The organism is Enterococcus sp. DIV0691 (assembly GCF_051711145.1).
GTDB lineage: Bacteria > Bacillota > Bacilli > Lactobacillales > Enterococcaceae > Enterococcus_B > Enterococcus_B hirae.
In genome coordinates this window covers 757,997-777,448 of sequence record NZ_JBIOLY010000001.1, presented here as the reverse complement: position 1 = coordinate 777,448, position 19,452 = coordinate 757,997, and the positions used below count along the sequence as shown (strand labels likewise).

General features: G+C 38.0%; 23 protein-coding genes. 2 read left to right on the top strand and 21 right to left on the bottom strand.

The window, feature by feature from the left end:
- Positions 1 to 11 precede the first annotated feature (11 nt).
- The 5 genes from IGJ11_RS03545 to IGJ11_RS03525 form a co-directional block, all read right to left on the bottom strand.
- Entirely contained in the window at positions 12 to 2,204 is a 2,193-nt protein-coding gene (locus IGJ11_RS03545) for a penicillin-binding transpeptidase domain-containing protein (RefSeq protein WP_010719781.1), read from the bottom strand.
- Positions 2,205 to 2,600 carry a cell division protein FtsL gene (gene ftsL / locus IGJ11_RS03540; protein WP_010719782.1) on the bottom strand — a complete coding sequence of 132 codons (396 nt, stop codon included), beginning with the start codon at positions 2,598 to 2,600 and terminating at the stop codon, positions 2,205 to 2,207. It abuts the gene before it with no gap.
- A 4-nt stretch (positions 2,601 to 2,604) separates the two neighbouring features.
- Positions 2,605 to 3,564, bottom strand: a complete 960-nt coding sequence (rsmH, locus tag IGJ11_RS03535; protein WP_053766114.1) for a 16S rRNA (cytosine(1402)-N(4))-methyltransferase RsmH — start codon at positions 3,562 to 3,564, stop codon at positions 2,605 to 2,607.
- Positions 3,565 to 3,584: 20 nt separating this feature from the next.
- Entirely contained in the window at positions 3,585 to 4,016 is a 432-nt protein-coding gene (gene mraZ, locus IGJ11_RS03530; protein ID WP_014834189.1) for a division/cell wall cluster transcriptional repressor MraZ, read from the bottom strand.
- 171 nt (positions 4,017 to 4,187) lie between these two features.
- Positions 4,188 to 4,556 carry a DUF3397 domain-containing protein gene (locus tag IGJ11_RS03525; RefSeq protein WP_010719785.1) on the bottom strand — a complete coding sequence of 123 codons (369 nt, stop codon included), beginning with the start codon at positions 4,554 to 4,556 and terminating at the stop codon, positions 4,188 to 4,190.
- Between the two features lie 255 nt (positions 4,557 to 4,811).
- On the opposite strand from IGJ11_RS03525, the gene IGJ11_RS03520 reads away from it, so the two are divergent.
- Together IGJ11_RS03520 and IGJ11_RS03515 are read left to right on the top strand one after the other, a co-directional pair.
- Positions 4,812 to 5,768 (top strand): magnesium transporter CorA family protein, encoded by a 957-nt coding sequence (locus tag IGJ11_RS03520; RefSeq protein WP_010719786.1) that lies wholly within the window; start codon positions 4,812 to 4,814, stop codon positions 5,766 to 5,768.
- A 69-nt stretch (positions 5,769 to 5,837) separates the two neighbouring features.
- Positions 5,838 to 5,954 carry a DUF4044 domain-containing protein gene (locus IGJ11_RS03515; RefSeq protein ID WP_010719787.1) on the top strand — a complete coding sequence of 39 codons (117 nt, stop codon included), beginning with the start codon at positions 5,838 to 5,840 and terminating at the stop codon, positions 5,952 to 5,954.
- 219 nt (positions 5,955 to 6,173) lie between these two features.
- Here IGJ11_RS03515 and recN read toward each other — a convergent pair whose 3' ends face one another.
- From recN to IGJ11_RS03435, 16 genes are all read right to left on the bottom strand, one after another.
- A complete protein-coding gene (gene recN, locus IGJ11_RS03510; RefSeq protein WP_010719788.1) occupies positions 6,174 to 7,853 on the bottom strand; it encodes a DNA repair protein RecN in 1,680 nt (559 codons plus the stop codon).
- A gap of 17 nt (positions 7,854 to 7,870) precedes the next feature.
- A complete protein-coding gene (gene argR, locus IGJ11_RS03505) occupies positions 7,871 to 8,320 on the bottom strand; it encodes an arginine repressor (RefSeq protein ID WP_010719789.1) in 450 nt (149 codons plus the stop codon).
- 99 nt (positions 8,321 to 8,419) lie between these two features.
- Positions 8,420 to 9,238: a TlyA family RNA methyltransferase gene (locus tag IGJ11_RS03500; RefSeq protein ID WP_010738204.1), complete on the bottom strand. Its 819-nt coding sequence runs from the start codon at positions 9,236 to 9,238 to the stop codon at positions 8,420 to 8,422.
- Between the two features lie 14 nt (positions 9,239 to 9,252).
- Positions 9,253 to 10,137, bottom strand: a complete 885-nt coding sequence (locus IGJ11_RS03495; RefSeq protein ID WP_010719791.1) for a polyprenyl synthetase family protein — start codon at positions 10,135 to 10,137, stop codon at positions 9,253 to 9,255.
- Complete coding sequence (locus IGJ11_RS03490) at positions 10,137 to 10,361, bottom strand: exodeoxyribonuclease VII small subunit (protein WP_010719792.1); 225 nt, start codon at positions 10,359 to 10,361, stop codon at positions 10,137 to 10,139. The genes IGJ11_RS03495 and IGJ11_RS03490 overlap by 1 nt, the downstream gene beginning before the upstream one ends.
- 5 nt (positions 10,362 to 10,366) lie before the next feature.
- A complete protein-coding gene (gene xseA, locus IGJ11_RS03485) occupies positions 10,367 to 11,707 on the bottom strand; it encodes an exodeoxyribonuclease VII large subunit (protein WP_034698802.1) in 1,341 nt (446 codons plus the stop codon).
- Positions 11,708 to 12,553, bottom strand: coding sequence for a bifunctional methylenetetrahydrofolate dehydrogenase/methenyltetrahydrofolate cyclohydrolase (locus tag IGJ11_RS03480; RefSeq protein WP_063626747.1), 846 nt, complete (start codon positions 12,551 to 12,553; stop codon positions 11,708 to 11,710).
- 94 nt (positions 12,554 to 12,647) lie between these two features.
- A complete protein-coding gene (gene nusB / locus IGJ11_RS03475) occupies positions 12,648 to 13,097 on the bottom strand; it encodes a transcription antitermination factor NusB (RefSeq protein ID WP_010719795.1) in 450 nt (149 codons plus the stop codon).
- Positions 13,090 to 13,515, bottom strand: coding sequence for an Asp23/Gls24 family envelope stress response protein (locus IGJ11_RS03470; RefSeq protein WP_010719796.1), 426 nt, complete (start codon positions 13,513 to 13,515; stop codon positions 13,090 to 13,092). Before IGJ11_RS03470 ends, nusB begins: the two co-directional genes overlap by 8 nt.
- Positions 13,516 to 13,750: 235 nt before the next feature.
- Positions 13,751 to 14,815: a M24 family metallopeptidase gene (locus IGJ11_RS03465; RefSeq protein WP_010719797.1), complete on the bottom strand. Its 1,065-nt coding sequence runs from the start codon at positions 14,813 to 14,815 to the stop codon at positions 13,751 to 13,753.
- A gap of 189 nt (positions 14,816 to 15,004) precedes the next feature.
- On the bottom strand, positions 15,005 to 15,250 hold the full coding sequence (locus IGJ11_RS03460) for a GlsB/YeaQ/YmgE family stress response membrane protein (protein WP_010719798.1): 246 nt from the start codon (positions 15,248 to 15,250) through the stop codon (positions 15,005 to 15,007).
- 172 nt (positions 15,251 to 15,422) lie between these two features.
- Positions 15,423 to 15,797, bottom strand: a complete 375-nt coding sequence (locus tag IGJ11_RS03455; RefSeq protein ID WP_010719799.1) for a DUF956 family protein — start codon at positions 15,795 to 15,797, stop codon at positions 15,423 to 15,425.
- Positions 15,798 to 15,913: 116 nt separating this feature from the next.
- Positions 15,914 to 16,828: a PTS system mannose/fructose/sorbose family transporter subunit IID gene (locus IGJ11_RS03450; RefSeq protein WP_010738207.1), complete on the bottom strand. Its 915-nt coding sequence runs from the start codon at positions 16,826 to 16,828 to the stop codon at positions 15,914 to 15,916.
- Between the two features lie 21 nt (positions 16,829 to 16,849).
- The gene (locus IGJ11_RS03445) at positions 16,850 to 17,653 is read right to left on the bottom strand and encodes a PTS mannose/fructose/sorbose transporter subunit IIC (RefSeq protein WP_010719801.1); all 804 of its coding nucleotides are present in this window, start codon (positions 17,651 to 17,653) and stop codon (positions 16,850 to 16,852) included.
- 32 nt (positions 17,654 to 17,685) lie between these two features.
- The gene (locus IGJ11_RS03440) at positions 17,686 to 18,675 is read right to left on the bottom strand and encodes a mannose/fructose/sorbose PTS transporter subunit IIA (RefSeq protein ID WP_010719802.1); all 990 of its coding nucleotides are present in this window, start codon (positions 18,673 to 18,675) and stop codon (positions 17,686 to 17,688) included.
- Positions 18,676 to 18,773: 98 nt separating this feature from the next.
- Entirely contained in the window at positions 18,774 to 19,265 is a 492-nt protein-coding gene (locus IGJ11_RS03435; protein WP_010719803.1) for a mannose/fructose/sorbose PTS transporter subunit IIB, read from the bottom strand.
- Positions 19,266 to 19,452: the final 187 nt, after the last annotated feature.

The window sequence follows — 19,452 nt, the reverse complement described above, 5'->3', positions numbered from 1 at the left end:
CAATTCTATTCTTATTCTTCTAATGTAAAACTTAATTTTTTATCAGTGATTTTTTCATAGGGTGCTAAACTTTGCTCCTTACAGTAACCATCGCCATGGAAGGTGACTTCAACCCCTAAGATTTTCCCTAACTTCATAATATCTGCTTTGGACCAATCGGTGACATCAGGCATTAGTTTTTCTCCGCCTGTATACAAGATCAGTTTTTCGCCAGAAATCAATTGATCACCATTTGCAGTAGATTGTTTCTTCACTTTTTTCCCATCACCAACAACGATAGGTTGCAATCCACTTTTCTGTGCATCTGCTGCGGCAACGTCAGCACTTAGATTACGGTAATCTGCTACAGTGATTTTTTCTGTTTTTGCTTCTGGTGAATTTTCTTCTTCACTTTCTTGGAAGTCCATCGCACGTTTCATCAATGGATTAGCAATTTTAGCTAAAGCCATTCGATCGTAAGTCTTAGGATGTTTCATCGTAATGTATAAAACATACTCTGGATCTTCAGATGGAACCATTTCGACGATGGAATATAAGTATGCTGTATCGCCAGTTTGGTACCCACCTTTATCAGAAGCAATCTGTGCCGTACCAGTTTTAGCTGAAACATTATAACCCGGCACACTATATACCCCATATGCACTACCATAATTTTCGCTTTCAACTACGTCACGCATATATTCTCGTACTTTTTCGGTCGTTTCTTTTGAAAATGGTTGCCCCAATACTTCCGTTTGCGTTGTACGCTCTTCATTCGTTGCAGGATCTACAACTTTACTGATGTAGCGTGGTTGGATCATCGTTCCATTATTTGCGACGGAAGTGAAAGCTTTCATCATTTGGAAATTTGTAACACCAATCGCTTGCCCATAAGAACTCATTGCGCGGTCAACGATATTTTCTGTTGGCAAAGCACCATTTACTTCATCATCTAGACCTGAATGAGTACTTTGACCAAAACCTAATTTTTGTAGGTAATTGTACCAAGTACCGCCCATTCGTTGCTCTAGCATTACCATCCCAACATTACTTGACCAAGATAACGCTTGTCGCATCGTAAGAACTCCTTTTGCTCCAAAATCGTGGTCGTTGATTGTCGCGTCAGCAACTTTTATTTTCCCAGATTGGTACGTTTCATTCTCATTGAATTTTCCTTCTTGGATCGCTGCTGCAGTCGTGAAGACTTTCATAGTTGAACCAGGCTCATAGCTATCTTGCACTAAGAAATTACGCCAAACAGCATCCTTGCCGGTTAAGCCTTCCATCGTTTCAGGATTAAAAGTAGGTCGTTGACCCATTGCTAGAATTTCTCCAGTTTTCGCTTTCATCAACATGGCTGTTAATTCTTCTGGTTGGTATTCTTCATTCACTTGATCCATAAGCGTTTCAAGATAACTTTGTAAACGACTATCCAACGTCGTATAGATATCTTGTCCGTCAACTGCTTTCACTTCTTCTGCCACTGTTCCTGGTAGAGGATTTTGGTAGTTGTCTTTTTGGTAAACGATCTTCCCATTTTTACCACTTAAAATATCATTATAAGCAGCTTCTAGTCCGAGCTTTCCAACTAAGCCATTTTCATTTTTATCTGGAACAGCATAGCCGATAAAGTGGGAAGCAAATTCGCCGTTAGGATACATCCGTGCGGGATGATCTTCAAAATACAGACCGACTACTCCTGCTTTCTTCATATCGTCTTCTATATTCTGTTTGGTCTCTTGACTGATATTTTTTCCATAAGAACCAAATTCAACTTGATATAGATTATTTTTGGCGCCATCTTTTAAGATTTGTAAGGCATCGTTCTTTTCTATAGAGAGATTTTTATTTAGTATCTCGGCGATTTTGTCAAAGTTCTTTTCTTCGGCATACAATTTTTTGTCACCAGAAGTATAAGTTTTTGAAAGGATTGCTTTGATTGAGTAAGAAGTGGCATCTTCTGCCAAAGCGACCCCATTCCGATCATAGATCGTTCCTCGTTTTGCTTTTACGACCTCGCTCCCTTTGTAAAGTTGTTCGGTCTTTTCTGCCAAAGAGGTTCCTGCCACGTGACCACCGATCACGATATAAGAAAAACGAACGGCAAATAAAAAGAACAATCCAATACTCGTAGCAAATAAAATGATACCTACTTTTTTGCGATTGTTCGTCGGATTTAGATTTTTCTTTTCCATAAACCGCCGGAATTTATTTTTAAGACTCATTTACTTCACTTTCCTTAAATTGTCGTCATTGATTGACAACCCTTTTTCTTCTGCGATTTTTTTGATTCGTTCAGTACGTGATAATTCATTTTTTTCCTGTACTAAACTAGTTTTTTCTTGGTTTTTTTGAGTGATCTCTGTTTGAATCGTTGTGATTGCTTTTTCGACACCACTAATATTTGTTCGTAACATGACTGTTAAGACACATAGTGCGATCACTGAAAAAATAATACTTACTACTGCTAATTTTTCTAAAACAGAAATATGTTTTAGGCGTTTAGCCGGTGATTGAGGGCGTACGATTTCTTGATTTGAATCTGGCAATTGTTGTTCTGGTTGATCAACCACTTCTGGTAAATCATATGGATATTCTTGGACTTTTTTTAATTCTGCCATTACGCTACTCCTCTTTCACTCGTATTTTTTCAGCAATCCGTAATTTTGCACTACGTGATCGATTATTTTCACTTAGTTCTTCTTCTGATGGAAGAATCGGTTTTCGATTAATCAACTTCAGCTCTGGCTGAAATTCTTCAGGAACAACCGGTAATCCGGGTGGTAAATCTTGAACGGTACTGTATTCTTTGAACATACTTTTGACAATTCGATCTTCTAATGAATGGAAGGTGATCACACTGATTCTTCCATTGATTTTTAATAGCCGAATCGCCTGTTCTAATGAAGCTTCTTCTGCACCTAATTCATCATTTACTGCAATTCTTATTGCTTGGAAAATTCGTTTAGCTGGGTGTCCACCTTTTCTTCTTGCTGGTGCAGGAATCACATCTTTAATGATTTCTACTAATTCACCAGTTGTTTGGATCGGATGGATTTTTCTTACTCGTTCAATTTCTCGAGCAATTTGTTTAGAAAATTTTTCTTCGCCATAACGAAAGAAGATTTTTACTAATTCATTATAGGAATACTCATTAACAACGTCATACGCTGACAGAGGTGCTGATTGATCCATACGCATATCCAAAGGAGCATCCTGATGATAACTAAAACCTCGTTCAGCTTCATCTAATTGTGGAGAAGATACGCCTAAATCATACAAAATACCATCGACTTGAGGAACATGCTCTTTTATCTTTGCTTCTAATTCACGAAAATTCGCTTTGATAAAAGTAACCATACCTTTTTCAATGTATGGGGCTAACCGTACTTTTGCATGATCAATGGCTTTTTGATCCTGATCGAATGCATAAAGGTGCCCGTTTGTATTTAATTGGCTCAAAAGATATTCACTATGTCCGGCACCGCCTAGTGTACAGTCTACATAAATGCCATCTGGTTTGATGTTCAAGCCATCTACCGTTTCTTTCAACATGACTGTATAGTGTTGAAATGTCTCAGTCATTAGTCAGCCTCTTCCTATTCTTATAGTCCAAAATCAATCATATTTTCAGCAATTTCATCAAAGTTTTCTGCTGCCACTTCAGAAAATTCTTGCCATCGTGCCTCATCCCAAATCTCGATTCGATTGGATACACCAATGACAACACATTCTTTCGTTAAAGCAGCGTAGTTTCTTAATGTACTGGGAATGTTGATCCGTCCTTGTTTGTCTAATTCACATTCAGTGGCCGCCGAGTAAAAAAAACGCACAAAAGTTCGAGCATCTTTTTTCGCTAAAGGCATGTCGTTCAGTTTTGTTTCTAAATTCGCCCACTCTTTCATTGGATAGCCAAAAAGACAGCCATCTAATCCACGCGTGAGAACGAATTGTTCACCTAACTCTTCACGAAGTTTTGAAGGTACGATCATACGACCTTTTGTATCAATATTATGCCGAAATTCGCCCATGAACATTGAAACTACCCCCATCTCTCCACTAACTAAAATTAGTCTACCACAATCCCCCACTTTCTACCACCTTTTATGGAAAATCAGAGAATAACTTTTTTATTAGTAAAAAAAATTTTAAGAATCAAGCTGCAAAAAGTCTTTAAAAAGTCTTTTTACAGCTTGATTGGCTTTTTATCAAAGATACGAGAGAAGATTTAAGACGATTAAAACGACATAAAAACCACTTGTTAACAAGAAAGCTAAACGCCAAGTCATTTTAAGATAACGTGAATAGATAATTTCATCATAGTAATACGCCTGGAATACAGCGATACAAATCGCCATCAACAAAAGTGAAATCATAAAGAAAGGCAGGAAGGAAACTGTCGCAGAATTGCGTGACAATGCATGCATCCCTCCCCATAAAAAAGGAACGGCAAGATCAGGCGCTTTGATTTTAAAACGACGATCTAATGAAAAAATTTTCACTAAAAAATTACAGCCAAACAACACGATGGCTGGAAAGATATACCAAAATAAAACAAGTGGCGTAAAAGTGCCCATCTAACAAAACTCCCTTTCATAGTTGGTTCAAGTATACCTGATGTATTTTACACAACTATTTCATTTATTTTAAATTTATAAAGTTTTCTACTATTTTTACTTCTTAGATAAAGATCTAATCCAAATTGTATGAGTCCACTCCTTTAATACTACCTTTTTCCTGTTCCTAGCCAATCCCATTTTCCAAGCTCTTTCACTGTGTTCTATTCTGATATTCGTTATAATAGATGAAAGAGCGTATTAGGAGGTTCAAAAATGATCAAGTATTTTTCTATCGAGGATCGACAATTGGTCAATACTCAAAAAGAAACAGCAGATACGATTTGGTATTGCGTCGAACGTCCAAGTGAAGATGAAATTCAGCAAATCACACACCAATTTCAAATTCCGTCTGATTACATTACTTCTATTTTAGACGATGCTGAAAATTCACGAGAAGAAGAATTTAATCAGACTAAATTAACAAAACCAGCGTTATTATTATTGCAATACCCATTTCCAAAAACAAGCCCAAGCGGCTATTTTCAAGTAGATACTTACCCTTTTTCTATTATTGTGACACCTAAAAAAAAGCTTATCACAATTACGAATCATGAACCACTCTTTTTGAAAAAAGTATTTAGTCAAGCTTTTACTGAAAATGATTTACCAGCCAACTTAAATATCTTCATGCAATTATTGTGGCAAATTACTTTTTCCTACAATACTTATCTCAGCACCTTACAATCACAATGCGATGTCTTGGAAAAACAATTGCGTGTCTCAACAGAAAATAGTCAACTGTATCAAATCATGGATATCCAAAAAAGCTTGGTTTATTTCAAAGAAGCAACAACGGCTAACTTGACCACTTTAAAAACCTTAGTAAAAAACAAAACGATTCAAGAAAACCACGCTTTAAAAAATCATCTCCATGATGTGATTATTGAAACAGAACAATCACGCACTACCGCTCGAATTCAATTAAAACTAGTTGAACAAATGAATCAAACCTTTTCAGCGATTGTTTCTAATAATCTAAACAATATTATGAAAATTTTAACTTCTCTAACGATCATCTTAACGATCCCGACCATCATTGGTAGTCTATATGGAATGAATATCAAGCTTCCTATTGCAGGAAGGGACGATGCGTTTTTATGGATTATTCTACTGATGATTTTTATCAGTATCGCTACTGCTTATTATTTAAAAAAGGGAAAGTTTTTGTAACCGTCCCCTTGTGAAGAAAAGTAAAAGGAGTTAAACTAAAGACAACTAAAAAATTTCGAGGTAAAAATTATGCGCGAGAATAAACAAACAAGTACTTTTTCAAAAATCACTAAATTCGTTGTTTGGACCATGTTGATCTTAACGATTGGTTCAGTTGTCTTGACTGCAGTTATGAGTGTCATGTAAGAATGGCTTAAAAAACAAGTCCCGCACTTCCCAAAAAGAAGTGCGGGACTTGTTTTTTACCTTGCTAGGAAAGAATGTTCGCTTGCTAATGGTTCGTTTTTTATAAGAAAGCCAAGTGTCGTTTTAGTTGCTGCCATACAAGTAGCATCTCTGAGTCAAATAACTGTTCATTCTAAGATATCCTCTTCTCTTAGACTGCTCAGGCTTCTACCTATTTTTCTATTTACTTGCTAAGCGTAATAATTCTTTGGCATGCTCGACTGTTAGTGGGGTAATTTCACTTCCAGCTAACATTCGGGCAATTTCGGTTTCTCGTTGTGTGGGTTGTAGTTCGGTAACCGATGTTTGGGTACGCCCATCAATGACTTCTTTTTGAATATAGTATTGAAAATCGGCAACTGCAGCGACTTGCGGTAGATGGGTAATACACAAAACTTGTGAGTGACATGAGATCTGTGAGATCTTATCTGCAATCGCTTGGGCAACTCGACCGCTTACTCCTGTATCCACTTCATCAAAAATGATACTAGTCACACCTTGTTCTGAAGAAAAAATAGTTTTTAACGCCAACAACATACGTGATAGTTCCCCACCCGAGGCAACTTTTACTAATGGCTTCAATGGTTCTCCAGGATTTGTGGTTATGTAAAATTCCACTTGGTCCAATCCATTAGCATCTAATTGTCCATTTTTTTCAGATGAAAAACGGACTTCAAACTCCGTGTTTTCCATATATAGACTTTTTAATTCCGTTAAGATTGATTTTTCTAGTTCTTTAGCGATTTTTTTTCTTGTTTTATGCAGTGCTAATGCTTGTTCTTGCAAGAACGTTTCTTTTTTAGTTAATTCCAGTTGCATCTTTTCTAGTTGACCTTCTGAGAAATCAGAAGAATCCAGTTCTTTAGTGATTTCTTCGTAATAATCAAGGATTGCTTCCACTGACTCCCCATATTTGCGTTTCAACTGACGAATCAATTCAAGCCGTTGATTGACTTCTTCTAATCGGTTTTCATCCAATTCCAGCAGATCGATTTGGCGACTCATGTCACCAATGGCATCTTGAAGTAAATAATAAGCACTTTGAACATTCTCAACGATTGCTTCATATTCATTATCTAGATGAGCAATGCTTTGTAGTTCAGAAACAGCTAAACCAACGTTATCCACACTACTGGGTTCTCCCGCACTCAATGCACTATAACCACTAGCAAAACTATCCACGATCTTTTGATAATTGCTTAATTTTTCTCTTTCCTCGCTTAACTGTTCCTCTTCGCCAACTTGTAAATCAGCTGCTGCGATTTCTTCTTGTTGAAAATGAAGCATGTCGATCCGTTGAACAAATGATTTTTCATTTTGTTGGACTTTCCGCATTTTTCGTTCGAGCTCACGATAGATAGCATACTCTTTTTGATATTTTTTCTTTTGTTGTTGAAAAGTACGATCACCAAAACGATCCAATAAATTTAAATGGGCTTCTGGTTGTAATAGCTCCTGGTGTTCATTTTGTCCTTGAATATCAACTAGATAACTTCCGATCCTTCTAAGGTTTGCCAGCGTAACAATATGTCCATTGACTCGGCAGACATTTTTACCCGTTAATGCCATATCACGACGAACAATCAAGTTATCACCATCTGATTCGATGCCAAGTTCTTCCATCAATTCAGTAAATCCTTCTTGACTTGGCCATTCAAACAACCCTTCTAAGATACACTTATCGGCTCCTTGGCGAATATAATCACTGGAGCCTCTACCACCAGCCAGTAATCCAAGGGCATCAATGATAATCGATTTACCTGCCCCGGTCTCGCCAGTTAGAGCTGTCATTCCTTTATGGAAAGACAAATGCAATTCCGGAATAATCGCAAAATTAGTAATACTGATCTCTTGTAACAAGGCAACCACTCCTCAACTCAAAGGTAATGTAAAAAATCCATTTTCAATGCAACTGCATCTTCTTCTGTTCGTGTGATCATCAACACATTATCGTCATCATTAATGATGGAAAATAATTCTTTTTTATATCGTTTATCAATTAAATTAGCCGCAGCAGAAGCGTTGCCTGGTAAAGTTTTTAAAATGACAAATTTTTCCATTTGATCAACAGCCACAAATGCATCTTTCAATAACTTTTCTAATTTCGTACTAACGTCTTCAGTAGTTTCTGCAGGAAGACTATAGCGATAACCTCCATCAGCTGCAGGAACTTTGATGAGTTTGAGTTCTTTGATATCTCTGGAAATCGTTGCCTGCGTCACTGAAATCCCTTTGTTTTTCAGGATCTCCACAAATTCTTCTTGTTTTCTGATATCATTTTCATTTAGTAGCCGGGTAATCAAACGATGCCGATCTTTTTTTCGCATACGTTCTTCGCTCCTTTACGTATTCTTCCTTACTATGATAGCTTATTTCAAACGCTTAATAAAGAAGAATCCGCTGTCTTCTTTATTGCTTGCCCGTCATTATTTGTGGTTAAACTGGTTGTGGGCTTCTTGGACGATCTTTTCAGGTGCCACATCTGGAGATAACGTTCCTTGATCAGAAACTTTTTTCAAATGGGCTAAAAATTCAATGTTCCCCTCTCCACCGGTTATTGGCGAATAACTTAAATCTAATACATCATACCCATGCATCGCAGCAAAGTGTAAAATATCCTCAATCACTTGTACATGTGTTTGAGGGTCACGAACGATCCCATTCTTGCCAACTGCTTCTTTCCCCGCTTCAAATTGTGGTTTGATCAAAGCAATCACTTCGCCACCGTCAACTAAAATTTCGTGTAATGGCACTAACATCAAACGTAAAGAAATGAATGATACATCGATGACGGCAATCTCTGGGGTTCCTTCTTGAAAATCTTCTGGTTTGGCATAACGAAAATTCGCTCTTTCCATTACTACAACTCGTTCATCTTGTCTGATTTTCCAAGCTAATTGATTATACCCAACGTCCAGAGCATAACTCATTTTTGCACCATTTTGTAAAGCCGCATCGGTAAAACCACCCGTTGATGCTCCAATATCCAATAATATTTTACCTTCTACAGATAAATCAAAGACCTTTAGCGCCTTTTCTAATTTCAATCCTCCACGAGAAACATAGGGTAATTTTTTGCCTTTGATCTGTAATTCACTACTTACAGGGATTTTTTCCCCTGGCTTATCGAAACGTTCATTTTTTTCGTTATAGATCAAACCAGCCATAACTGAACGTTTGGCTTGCTCTCTCGTTTCAAACAAGCCTTGTTTGACTGCTAAAACGTCTACGCGTTCTTTTTCCATTTTTTTCTCCATTTCTATACACTGAATTGCTGAACTAATTGACGTAAAAGTTGCCCATCAAATGAACACACCGTTTGTTCTAACTGATCAATCATTCGATTCGCCGCATCAATCTCATTTTCAAGTGCGCTTTTTGTTTCTTCGATACCTAATAAACCTGGATAGGTCGTTTTTTCCATTTTAGCATCTTTACCAGCTGTTTTACCTAATACTTCAGTCGTGCTAACCACATCGAGCAGATCATCACGGATTTGAAAAGCAAGTCCTAGATGACTGGCTAATTTTTGTAGGCTAGCTAAAACTTCCTCCGGTTGGTTTGCTAATACTCCTCCCGCTAATAAAGCGTAGTGCATCAAGCGACCAGTTTTTCTTTCGTGGATAAACATTAATTCCTCTAATGTTAATTGTTTTGTTTCTCCCTCGATATCCGCTGCTTGACCAGCAACCATCCCTTGGGTTCCCGCATTGATTGCTAATTGTTGCAGCAGTAAAAGTTTTGGTGAGTTCGCTAAATGAGCCATACTGATGAGTTGAAAGGCACCTGTCAATAACCCATCTCCTGCTAAAATAGCCAGTGCTTCCCCGTAGACTTTATGGTTTGTTGGTTTCCCGCGGCGTAGATCATCATTGTCCATTGCCGGAAGATCATCGTGAATCAACGAATACGTGTGGATCATTTCCAAAGCAGCTGCTACTTGATAAGTTGTTGTATTGATCGATTCGCCAAACGCAGCTACTGTACTAAGTAAAAGCAAAGGACGAATCCGTTTGCCTCCAGCGCGAACGGAATAAAGCATACTTTCTTTCAACTGTTCATCAGAAGTGTAGTCATTTAGAAAAGAAACAATTTCTTCTTCTACAGAAGATAGATGGATCGTTGAAAAATCAGCCAACTTCATTATGCTTCCTCATTTCCTTCAAAAGTAACTTCTTCATTTGCCTCTGACATCATTTTCGTCAAGGTTTTTTCAGCTTTAGTTAAAGTATCTTGGCAATGCTTACTTAATTCCATTCCTCGTTTAAAAGCATCTAAAGCAGATTCTAAAGGTACATCACCTTGTTCTAATTCCATGACAATTTTTTCTAATTCTTGTAATGATTCCTCAAATGTCGGATTTTCCATATTGATCATTCTCCTTCTTCTACTTCTTGTACCGTAGCATTCACTTGTCCGTCTTGGTAATGGATCGTGATCGTATCCTCAGGCTTCATCTCTGTCACACTTTTCACGACACGCCCTTCGATTGTTGTGTAATTGTATCCTCGCCCCATGATTTTCAACGGACTAAGCAAATCTAATGATTGAATCGCTTGTTGGAAACGTTGCTGCTGGCTCTGCATATATTGTTCCATTTTTTCAGCTAACCGCTTCTCTAAGTAGTCTGTTTCTTGCTTGGCAGATTTCACTCGATAAGTCGGTGCAACTTGTGCCAACTGATGGTTCAAGCGAACCGTTTGTTTTTCTTTCAAATGATAAATTTGTTGTGTCGCTTGGAACAAGCGCTGTTTGAACTGATCAAGCTTAATTGTTTGTCCTTCATACAGACGTTCCGGTTGACGGAAAACATATGATTGTTTTGCTCGTTCAAAACGTTCTTGTTTGCGTTGAATTTGACGCAAAAAGGCCTGTTCAAGCCTTGCTTGCCGTTCTTTCAGCTTCAACAATACTTCAGATAAAACAGGAACAGCTAATTCAGCTGCCGCCGTCGGTGTGGCTGCTCGTACATCTGCTGCTAAATCAGCAATAGTAGTATCCGTCTCATGCCCAACTGAAGAAATCACAGGTGTTCGTGCCTCAAAAATGGCACGTGCTACTCTTTCTTCATTAAATGGCCACAAGTCTTCAATCGATCCGCCACCACGTCCAATGATCATCGTGTCGAAATCTCCCAGTTCTTCAACACGACGGATATTTTCAACGATATTGTCAGCTGCTTGATTTCCTTGCACCACCGTTGGGAATAGGACGAGTTGAGCGATGGGGTAACGTCTTTTGACAGTTGTGATGATATCTCGGATAACTGCACCGCTTGGACTGGTCAAAACTGCAATTCTTTTTGGAAAACGTGGAAGAGCTTGCTTATGTTCCGGCTTAAAAAGACCTTCTTTTCGCAATTTTTCTTTTCGTTCTTCTAATTCTTGATATAGCGCTCCTACACCATCAGGTTCCATGTGTTCAACGTAAATCTGATAAGAACCAGAAGCTTCATAAAGAGAGATCCGTCCGACCACTAATACTTTCATCCCTTCTTTAGGTTGAAAACGTAATTTTTGAAATGCACCTTTGAACATGATTGCTGAGATTTTCGCATGGTCATCTTTTAAACTAAAATATTGATGTGCATTTGCTCTCAAACGAAAATTCGAGATTTCACCTGTTAAATAGACCCTTTCAAGATAAGGGTCTACATCAAATTTCCTTTTTAAATACTTGGTTAATGTGGTTACTGTTAAATATTCTTGTGTCATCTACTCACCTGCTTCAGCAGCCAGCACGGTTTGATACATCAGCATCGTAATCGTCATAGGTCCTACTCCTTTAGGGACTGGAGTGATATAGCTTGCTAAAGGTTCTACTTCATCAAATTTTACATCACCGATTAATTTCCCATGCTCATCACGATTCATACCAACATCGATCACCACTGCGCCTGGTTTGATAAATTCCTTAGTAACAAAATGGCCTCGCCCAATCGCTACGACTAAAATATCAGCTTCTTTTGCAAGTTCAGCAAGGTTAGCCGTTTTTGAATGAGCAATCGTTACTGTAGCATCTGCCATCAATAATAATTGTGCCATTGGTTTCCCTACAATATTGCTACGTCCGATTACCAGCGCCCGCTTCCCTGCCAAATCGATATCATAAGCTGCGAACATTTTCATGATGCCATATGGCGTACAAGGAATCTTATCCGGGTTACCAGCTAATAATCGTCCTAAATTCATTGGATGAAAACCATCTACATCTTTTTTAGGATCAATTGCTAATAAGACTTTTTCTTCATCAATGTGTTTCGGCAATGGCAACTGAACAAGAATCCCGTGAAAATTTGGGTCTTGATTATATTTTTCGATTTCAGCTAACAACGTTTCTTCAGAGATCGTGCTTGGGTAACGTTCAACTTTTGAATGGATCCCGATTGATTTTGCGGAACGTTCTTTATTACGTACATAAACCTGACTGGCTGGATTTTCTCCTACTAATAAAACGACCAATCCGGGGGAGATCGATTTTGTTTTTAATTCGCTCACTTTTATCGCAATCTCTGCTTGCATTTTTTCAGCTAGTTCTTTTCCATTAATCAATTCTGCCATACGATCACTCCCAGATTTTTTTGTGCTTTCATTCTACCATAGATAAACAAGCTTTTAGAACCCGTTTCCTTGTTTTCATAGAAAAAAGCTGGGACTATGCCCCAGCTTCAATCTCTTTTAAAACATTAGATAATACACCGTTGACAAACTTACGTGATTGATCATCACTAAAAGTTTTGGCTAATTCAATGGCTTCATTCAATGCGACTGCGGATGGTACATCTTCAATGTACTTCATTTCAAAGATGGCGATACGCAAGATGATCAAATCCATCTTAGAGATACGATTGATGCGCCAGTTTCCTTTGAGGTGCTTCTCAATGGTTTGGTCTAATTCGCCTTTTTTCGCACACACACCGCCAACCAATGTATCTAAATAAACAGGAACAAACTCTGACTCCTCTTCATTGATCATTTCTTTGTGATCCAACTCAATTGCATGGAAAATTGCGTCTTCTTTGGTCAAATCAGCATTAAAATCTAATGGAAATAATGCTTGTAAAGCCATTTCACGAATTTCGTGTCTTGATAATTCTTTATTCATTTTCTTCCTCTTCGTCTTCAAAAAGTTCTTCAATTGCTGGTTGTTCTAGTTTTTCCGGTACGACTGCTACCACATGAACATTGACTTCTGCTAAAGCAATGTCTGTCATGAAAAGAACTTGCTGATTCACGCGTTCTTGCATTTCCATCGCTACTCTGGGAACAGAAACCCCATATTCTAAATAGCAATAAAGATCTACTTTTAACCCATCTTCATCATTTACTAAATAGACCCCTTTACCATGCGCTGCACGCCCTAATAATTCCGTTACATTGCTGGCAAATGTTCCACGCATCCCATAAACGCCTTCTACTTTTGAAGCAGCGATACCAATAATCACTTCAATGACTTCTGGCGCAATGACAATTTCACCAAGCTCTTGAGTCGCATTCAAAACTAAATTTTTGTCCTCTGCCATTTTATCTATTCCTCCTTTTGCCTCTACACAGATTGTTGCCTACGAATGAACCGTTCTTTCACTTATTCTTCATTCGAAACGTATAAAGGTAAACTGTTCACTTGCCTATTTGAGAGTCTTTTTCTCAAACAAATTACGCTTTGTTTTCAAAGCTTGCTGTCTTCTATAGTGTATCATTAAATCAAGTGATTTTCTATAACAAAGTCTGAGTGAATGATGCTTTAGGCTACGCTCATCATAAAATAATCAACTCTTTTGGTGAATGCGTCAACACGCGATTTCCATCAGAAGTAATCAATAAATCATCTTCGATTCTAACGCCACCGATACCTGGTAAGTAAATGCCTGGTTCGTCGGTAATAATATTTCCTGGAACAAATTGTTTCTCAGCTCGAACTGAAACATTGGGTCCTTCATGGATCTCTAAGCCAATTCCATGTCCTGTTGAGTGTCCAAAAGCTTCGCCATAACCATGTTTCGTAATGTAATCTCTAGCTACAGCATCTAGTTGCTTACCGGTAACTCCTGGTTTAGCTACTTCCAGAACTGCTAGTTGGGCTTCAAGAACGATTTGATAAATTTCTTTTAATTGTTCTCCTGGGTCACCAATCGCAAATGTTCGTGTCATATCAGAAACATAACCTTCATAGTAGCATCCAAAATCTATTGTGATCAAATCGCCTTGTTCAATGATTTTTTTGCTAGCAACTCCATGTGGCATAGCTGAGCGTAAACCACTAGCAACGATTGTTTCAAAAGAAACACCTGACGCTCCAAGTGAACGCATATAAAAATCTAATTGGTTGGCAACTTCGATCTCTGTCATTCCCGGTTGAATCATCTTGAGAATATGGTCATATGCCAAATCTGCAATACTACAAGCTTTTTCAATAATCGCAATTTCTTCTTCGTCTTTGATTTCTCGAAGTTCTTCAATCATGCCCGAAATAGGAATCAGTTGCGCATCAATGATCTCTTCTAATACCGAATATTCTAAGAAGGAAACAGTTGTTTCTTCAAAACCAAGTTCACGTAGTCCTTCTTTTTGAACTAAGTCAGCTACTTCTTCAAAAATCGGTCCTACATTTTTGATGATCTCAAATCCTTGAGCTTGAGCTGCTGCTTGCTCGGTATAACGAAAGTCAGTAATAAAAAAGGCTTTTTCCAATGTGATGACCGCTAAGCCTGTCGTACCAGTAAAATTAGTCAAATAACGAAGATTGTATGGACTAGTGATCAAAAATGAATCTAAATTTTCTTCTTGCATCTTTTTACGCAATTTTTCTACTCGTAGCATCATAAATGAAATTCCTTCTTTCTTTACTCTCTTTTTTCTATTATAGCAAATTTTCTTTCTGACACAGCAGATAAAACAAATTTTCTTAATAAACTTAGTAAAACAAAAATAGTTAAGACAAATCAGTTTCAGATCTGCCTTAACTATTTACTTCTATCTGCAAAACTATTGGCTAAGCGTTAATCTATTTGATTATGATCGTTTCCCAAAAAAGAATGAAACAACTGCCACTAAAATAACTGCGCCTAAAATTGATGGAATAAGTGCCATACCAGCTGCATGTGGTCCCCAGTTACCAAAAATTGCTTGACCGATACTTGAACCAATCAATCCAGCAATGATATTTGTGATACACCCCATAGAATTTCCTTTACTGGTAATTGCTCCAGCAATGGCTCCGATGACTGCACCAACGATTAAAGTCCATATCCAACCCATACTAATAACCTCCTTCTTTACAGTTTCATTCTAGCATAGGAAAATTATTAGGAGCAAATGATTGAACCAGTGTTGAAGCTGACCTAGATAATGACACCGCACACAAAAGAAAAAGCGAAACACAAAACAAAACACGAATGACATGCTGCGAAGAGCATACATTCGTGTTTTTCTACTTGCGTTTGAAGATACTTTTGACACCACGTTTCACTACATCAAAAAAGCTCAAGGATTGAACCATACGACTAGGATCTACGTATTTTCTGATAGCGCGAAGTACTTTTTTGGGTTCTTTAGAAGAAAATGTATATGTACCATTTTTCTTTGTTTGAATGGCATAGCGCGGAATCCATTTTCCTTTGAACATAACGGATGCGATGACGTAATCAATCTCTTCCCAAGGGATTTGAACAAATTTCCGAGTGTCTCTTGCATGATAAAATTCGAATCCTCGGTCTCCAATCATGATTTTCCCATAATCAGTCAAACCAGTAAACGCAGTGGCATCAATTACCAAATCAACTTTTGTATTGATTGATTGAACCATTTAATCACTCCTATTATTTTATCTATCTAGTATACTATCGTTTCAATGTTGAAATCTCAAGCAGCATCCACTTTTTGATAAAAAAAGCTCGGGGCTACGCCCGAGCTAGATTCTTATTATAAAAGACCAACAACATGGCCAACTACACCGACAACGAATAGACCTAAGATAATGACAATTGGAGAAACTTTTTTCTTCAATAACCACATGCATAGTAATGTCAATGCTAAAGCAGCTAACCCTGGGATCAATTGATCTAAGTTATCTTGTAAAGTTGTTACTTTTTCAGGACTAAGTGCTAGACCACTGTTTACTTGTTCAAAAGCACTCTTGATTCCTTCGCCACCAGCAGGTAATTTATCCCACTCAATGTAAGCACCTTTATCTAACTTAACAGTTGATACAACTGGCAAGAATTTAATCGATACCCACCGCTGTACTAAGGCGGCTAATACGAACATCCCTAAGATAGATGCACCTTTTGTTACGTCTTGCAATAATCCACCAGATAAATCATCTGTGATTTTAGAACCAGCTTTGTAACCAAATTCTTGTGTATACCACATGAATGACCAACGAATAATGTTCCAACCTAAGAAGAAGATGATTGGTCCAAGAATATTACCACCCATTGCTAGAGAAGCACCAAGAGCTCCTAACATCGGACGAACAGTAAACCAGAATACTGGGTCACCAACACCAGCAAGAGGTCCCATCATACCAACTTTAACCCCTTGGATCGCTACATCGTCAACAGGAGCGCCATTTGCGCGTTCTTCTTCTAATGCTAGCGTAACACCCAAGATAGGTGAAGCAATATATGGATGTGTGTTGAAAAATTCTAAGTGACGTTTAAGAGCTGCTGTGCGCTCTTCTTTCGTTTTGTATAATTTTTTGATTGCTGGGATCATTGAGAAAGCCCAACCACCATTTTGCATACGTTCATAGTTCCATGAACCTTGAATGAAGGTAGAACGCCATGCAACAGCTAAACGGTCTCTTTTAGATAAAGTAATTTTTTCTTCTGCCATTTTTATTTTCCTCCTTCAAGATTAATAGTCATTCAAAATGTCGCCTAGAGGGTCACCTGAGTTGCTTCCTCCGCCACCATTTGAAGAGCCTCCCATTTTAGAAAGGTTCAAGTAGATAAGAGCTAAAGCAACACCTAAAGCACCTAGGGCAATCAATGTTAATTGAGTAATTGCAGCTACAACAAAACCGATAACGAAGAATGGCCATACTTCTTTAGTTGCCATCATGTTGATTACTAATGCGTAACCTACAGCAACAACCATTCCCCCACCAATAGCCATACCGTCTGTTAACCATGCAGGCATTGATTCTAAGAAAGATTGAACAGTTTGAGCTGGGATGAATAATAATGCTCCAGCAGGAATTGCAATACGGATACCTTGTAAACATACTGCAATGATGTGCCACATTTCAACTTTGCGGATGTTACCTTCTTCAGCAGCAGCATCCATCAAGTGAACGATAGGAACAGCGATTGTACGTACGATCATTGTTAAGAACAAACCAGCAACAGCAAGTGGTACTGCGATAGCAATAGCTGATGGAACGCCTCGAACACCTTGACCACCTAATACTAAAATAATTGCAGATGCAACTGATGCCAATGCAGCATCTGGTGCTACAGCAGCTCCGATATTTGCCCAGCCAAGAGCGATCATTTGAAGAGTACCACCTAATACGATACCTGCTTCAAGGTTACCTGTTACTAAACCTATTAATGTACATGCCACTAGAGGTTGATGAAATTGGAATTCATCCAGAATCCCTTCCATCCCTGCTAGAAAGGCAACGAATACGACTAAAATCATTGAAATAATAGACATGATAAGCCTCCTATAAATATTAGTTTTTTGAATTATGCTTTAGATAATTCAGACTTAGCTTTTTTAAGAATTTCGTCCATATTGTCGCGAGAGTCATTTGGTACTTTACGTACATCAAATTTAACTCCTTTGCTTTCTAGTTTTTCAAATGCCTCTACGTCTTCAGGACCCATTGATAAAACTTTACTTACGACAACTTTCCCAACTGAGTGGGCCATTGAACCTACGTTTAATTCTTGGATGTCAACGCCGCCTTCAACAGCTGTCAACACGTCTTCAGGATTTTCAAACAATAGCAAAGCTTTTGTATTCCCAAATCTTGGATCTTTAGCAACTTCGATCATTTTAGAAATTGGGATAACGTTTGCTTTAACCCCTGGAGGAGCAGCTTGTTCGATCAATTTCTTACGTAAATCATCTTTTGATACAGCATCTGAAACAACGATGATCCGATTTGGTTGAACAGCTTTTGTCCATGCAGTAGCAACTTGACCATGTAATAAACGTGAGTCAACACGTGCTAAAACATATTTAATCTTACCGTCGCCAACTACTGTTCCTTCAGGTAATGCACCTTTAGGTTGTCCATCAGAAACTTCTGCTTTTGGTGCTTCTTGTGGTTCAAGCTCTTCTGGCTTCACTTTCACACCATCTTTTGCTGTTTCAATGATATGTGCTGCAATTTCTTGAGCAGATTCCATTGAAAAACGTGACGCATAAGCTTCGATCAACATAGGCAAGTTCAAACCACTAACAATTGCCCATTTGTCTTTGTGTTCTTCAAACAATGTGTTTGATTGATTGAACGGTGTTCCGCCCCATAAATCAACTAAGAACAATACTTCGTCTTGATTATCAAAAGAAGCAACAGCCTCTTCTAATTTGGCTCTCAAGTCATCTGGACCTTCGCTTGGTTTTAAAATGACTGCTTTGACGTTTTCTTGTTCGCCAAAAATCATTGAACCTGATTGCAAGATACCTTCAGCAAATTGTCCATGACTTGCAAGGATAATCCCTACCATATTTATACCTCCTACTTCTTTTTGTTGTAACAAATCAAATATTAAAATAATTGCTAACCATTACAACAGATGAATTTGACCATTTTCCAACAACAATATTATGCCTTTTTGGCTTTTGCTAGTAATTCCATCAAAAGGATCTTTCTATCTGCGGGTACTTTGCGAATTTCTAATTCTACACCTTGCTGATTCAAGAATTGGAACGATGCAATATCTTTATGGTCGACTGACACAAAATTTGTAATCATCGTCTTCCCCTCAGAAAAACTCATCCCACCGATATTCAATGAATCCAGCTGTACACCACTTAAGACAATTTTCTCAACGTCTTGAGGATTAGTGAATAAAAGCATCACTTTCGTCGTTGCTAGTAAACCGCTTTGATAAACTTGAATCATTTTTTTCACCGTGATCACATTTGCGATGATTCCCGGTGGAGCAGCTTCTTTTAAAAGAAACTTTCTCAATTTATCTTGGGCTACTAAATCACTAATAACAATGATGCGTTCCACGCCGGTCAATTTTGACCAGACCGTTGCAACTTGTCCATGGATCAAACGATCATCTATACGCGCTAACCGAATATCCATCAGCAAATCTCCTTTTGTTAAACTACTTCACAGAAACCCCTCTCATTTTCTGTGTGTATAACCATCTATTGGCACATTTATATAAAAGCAAGAACCGTGCCAACTTTTTATCAATACACTAAAGGGTTTTAAGGCGTTTCGAAGCAATACACAAAAAAGATACACTAATAACAGTGTATCTTTTTTG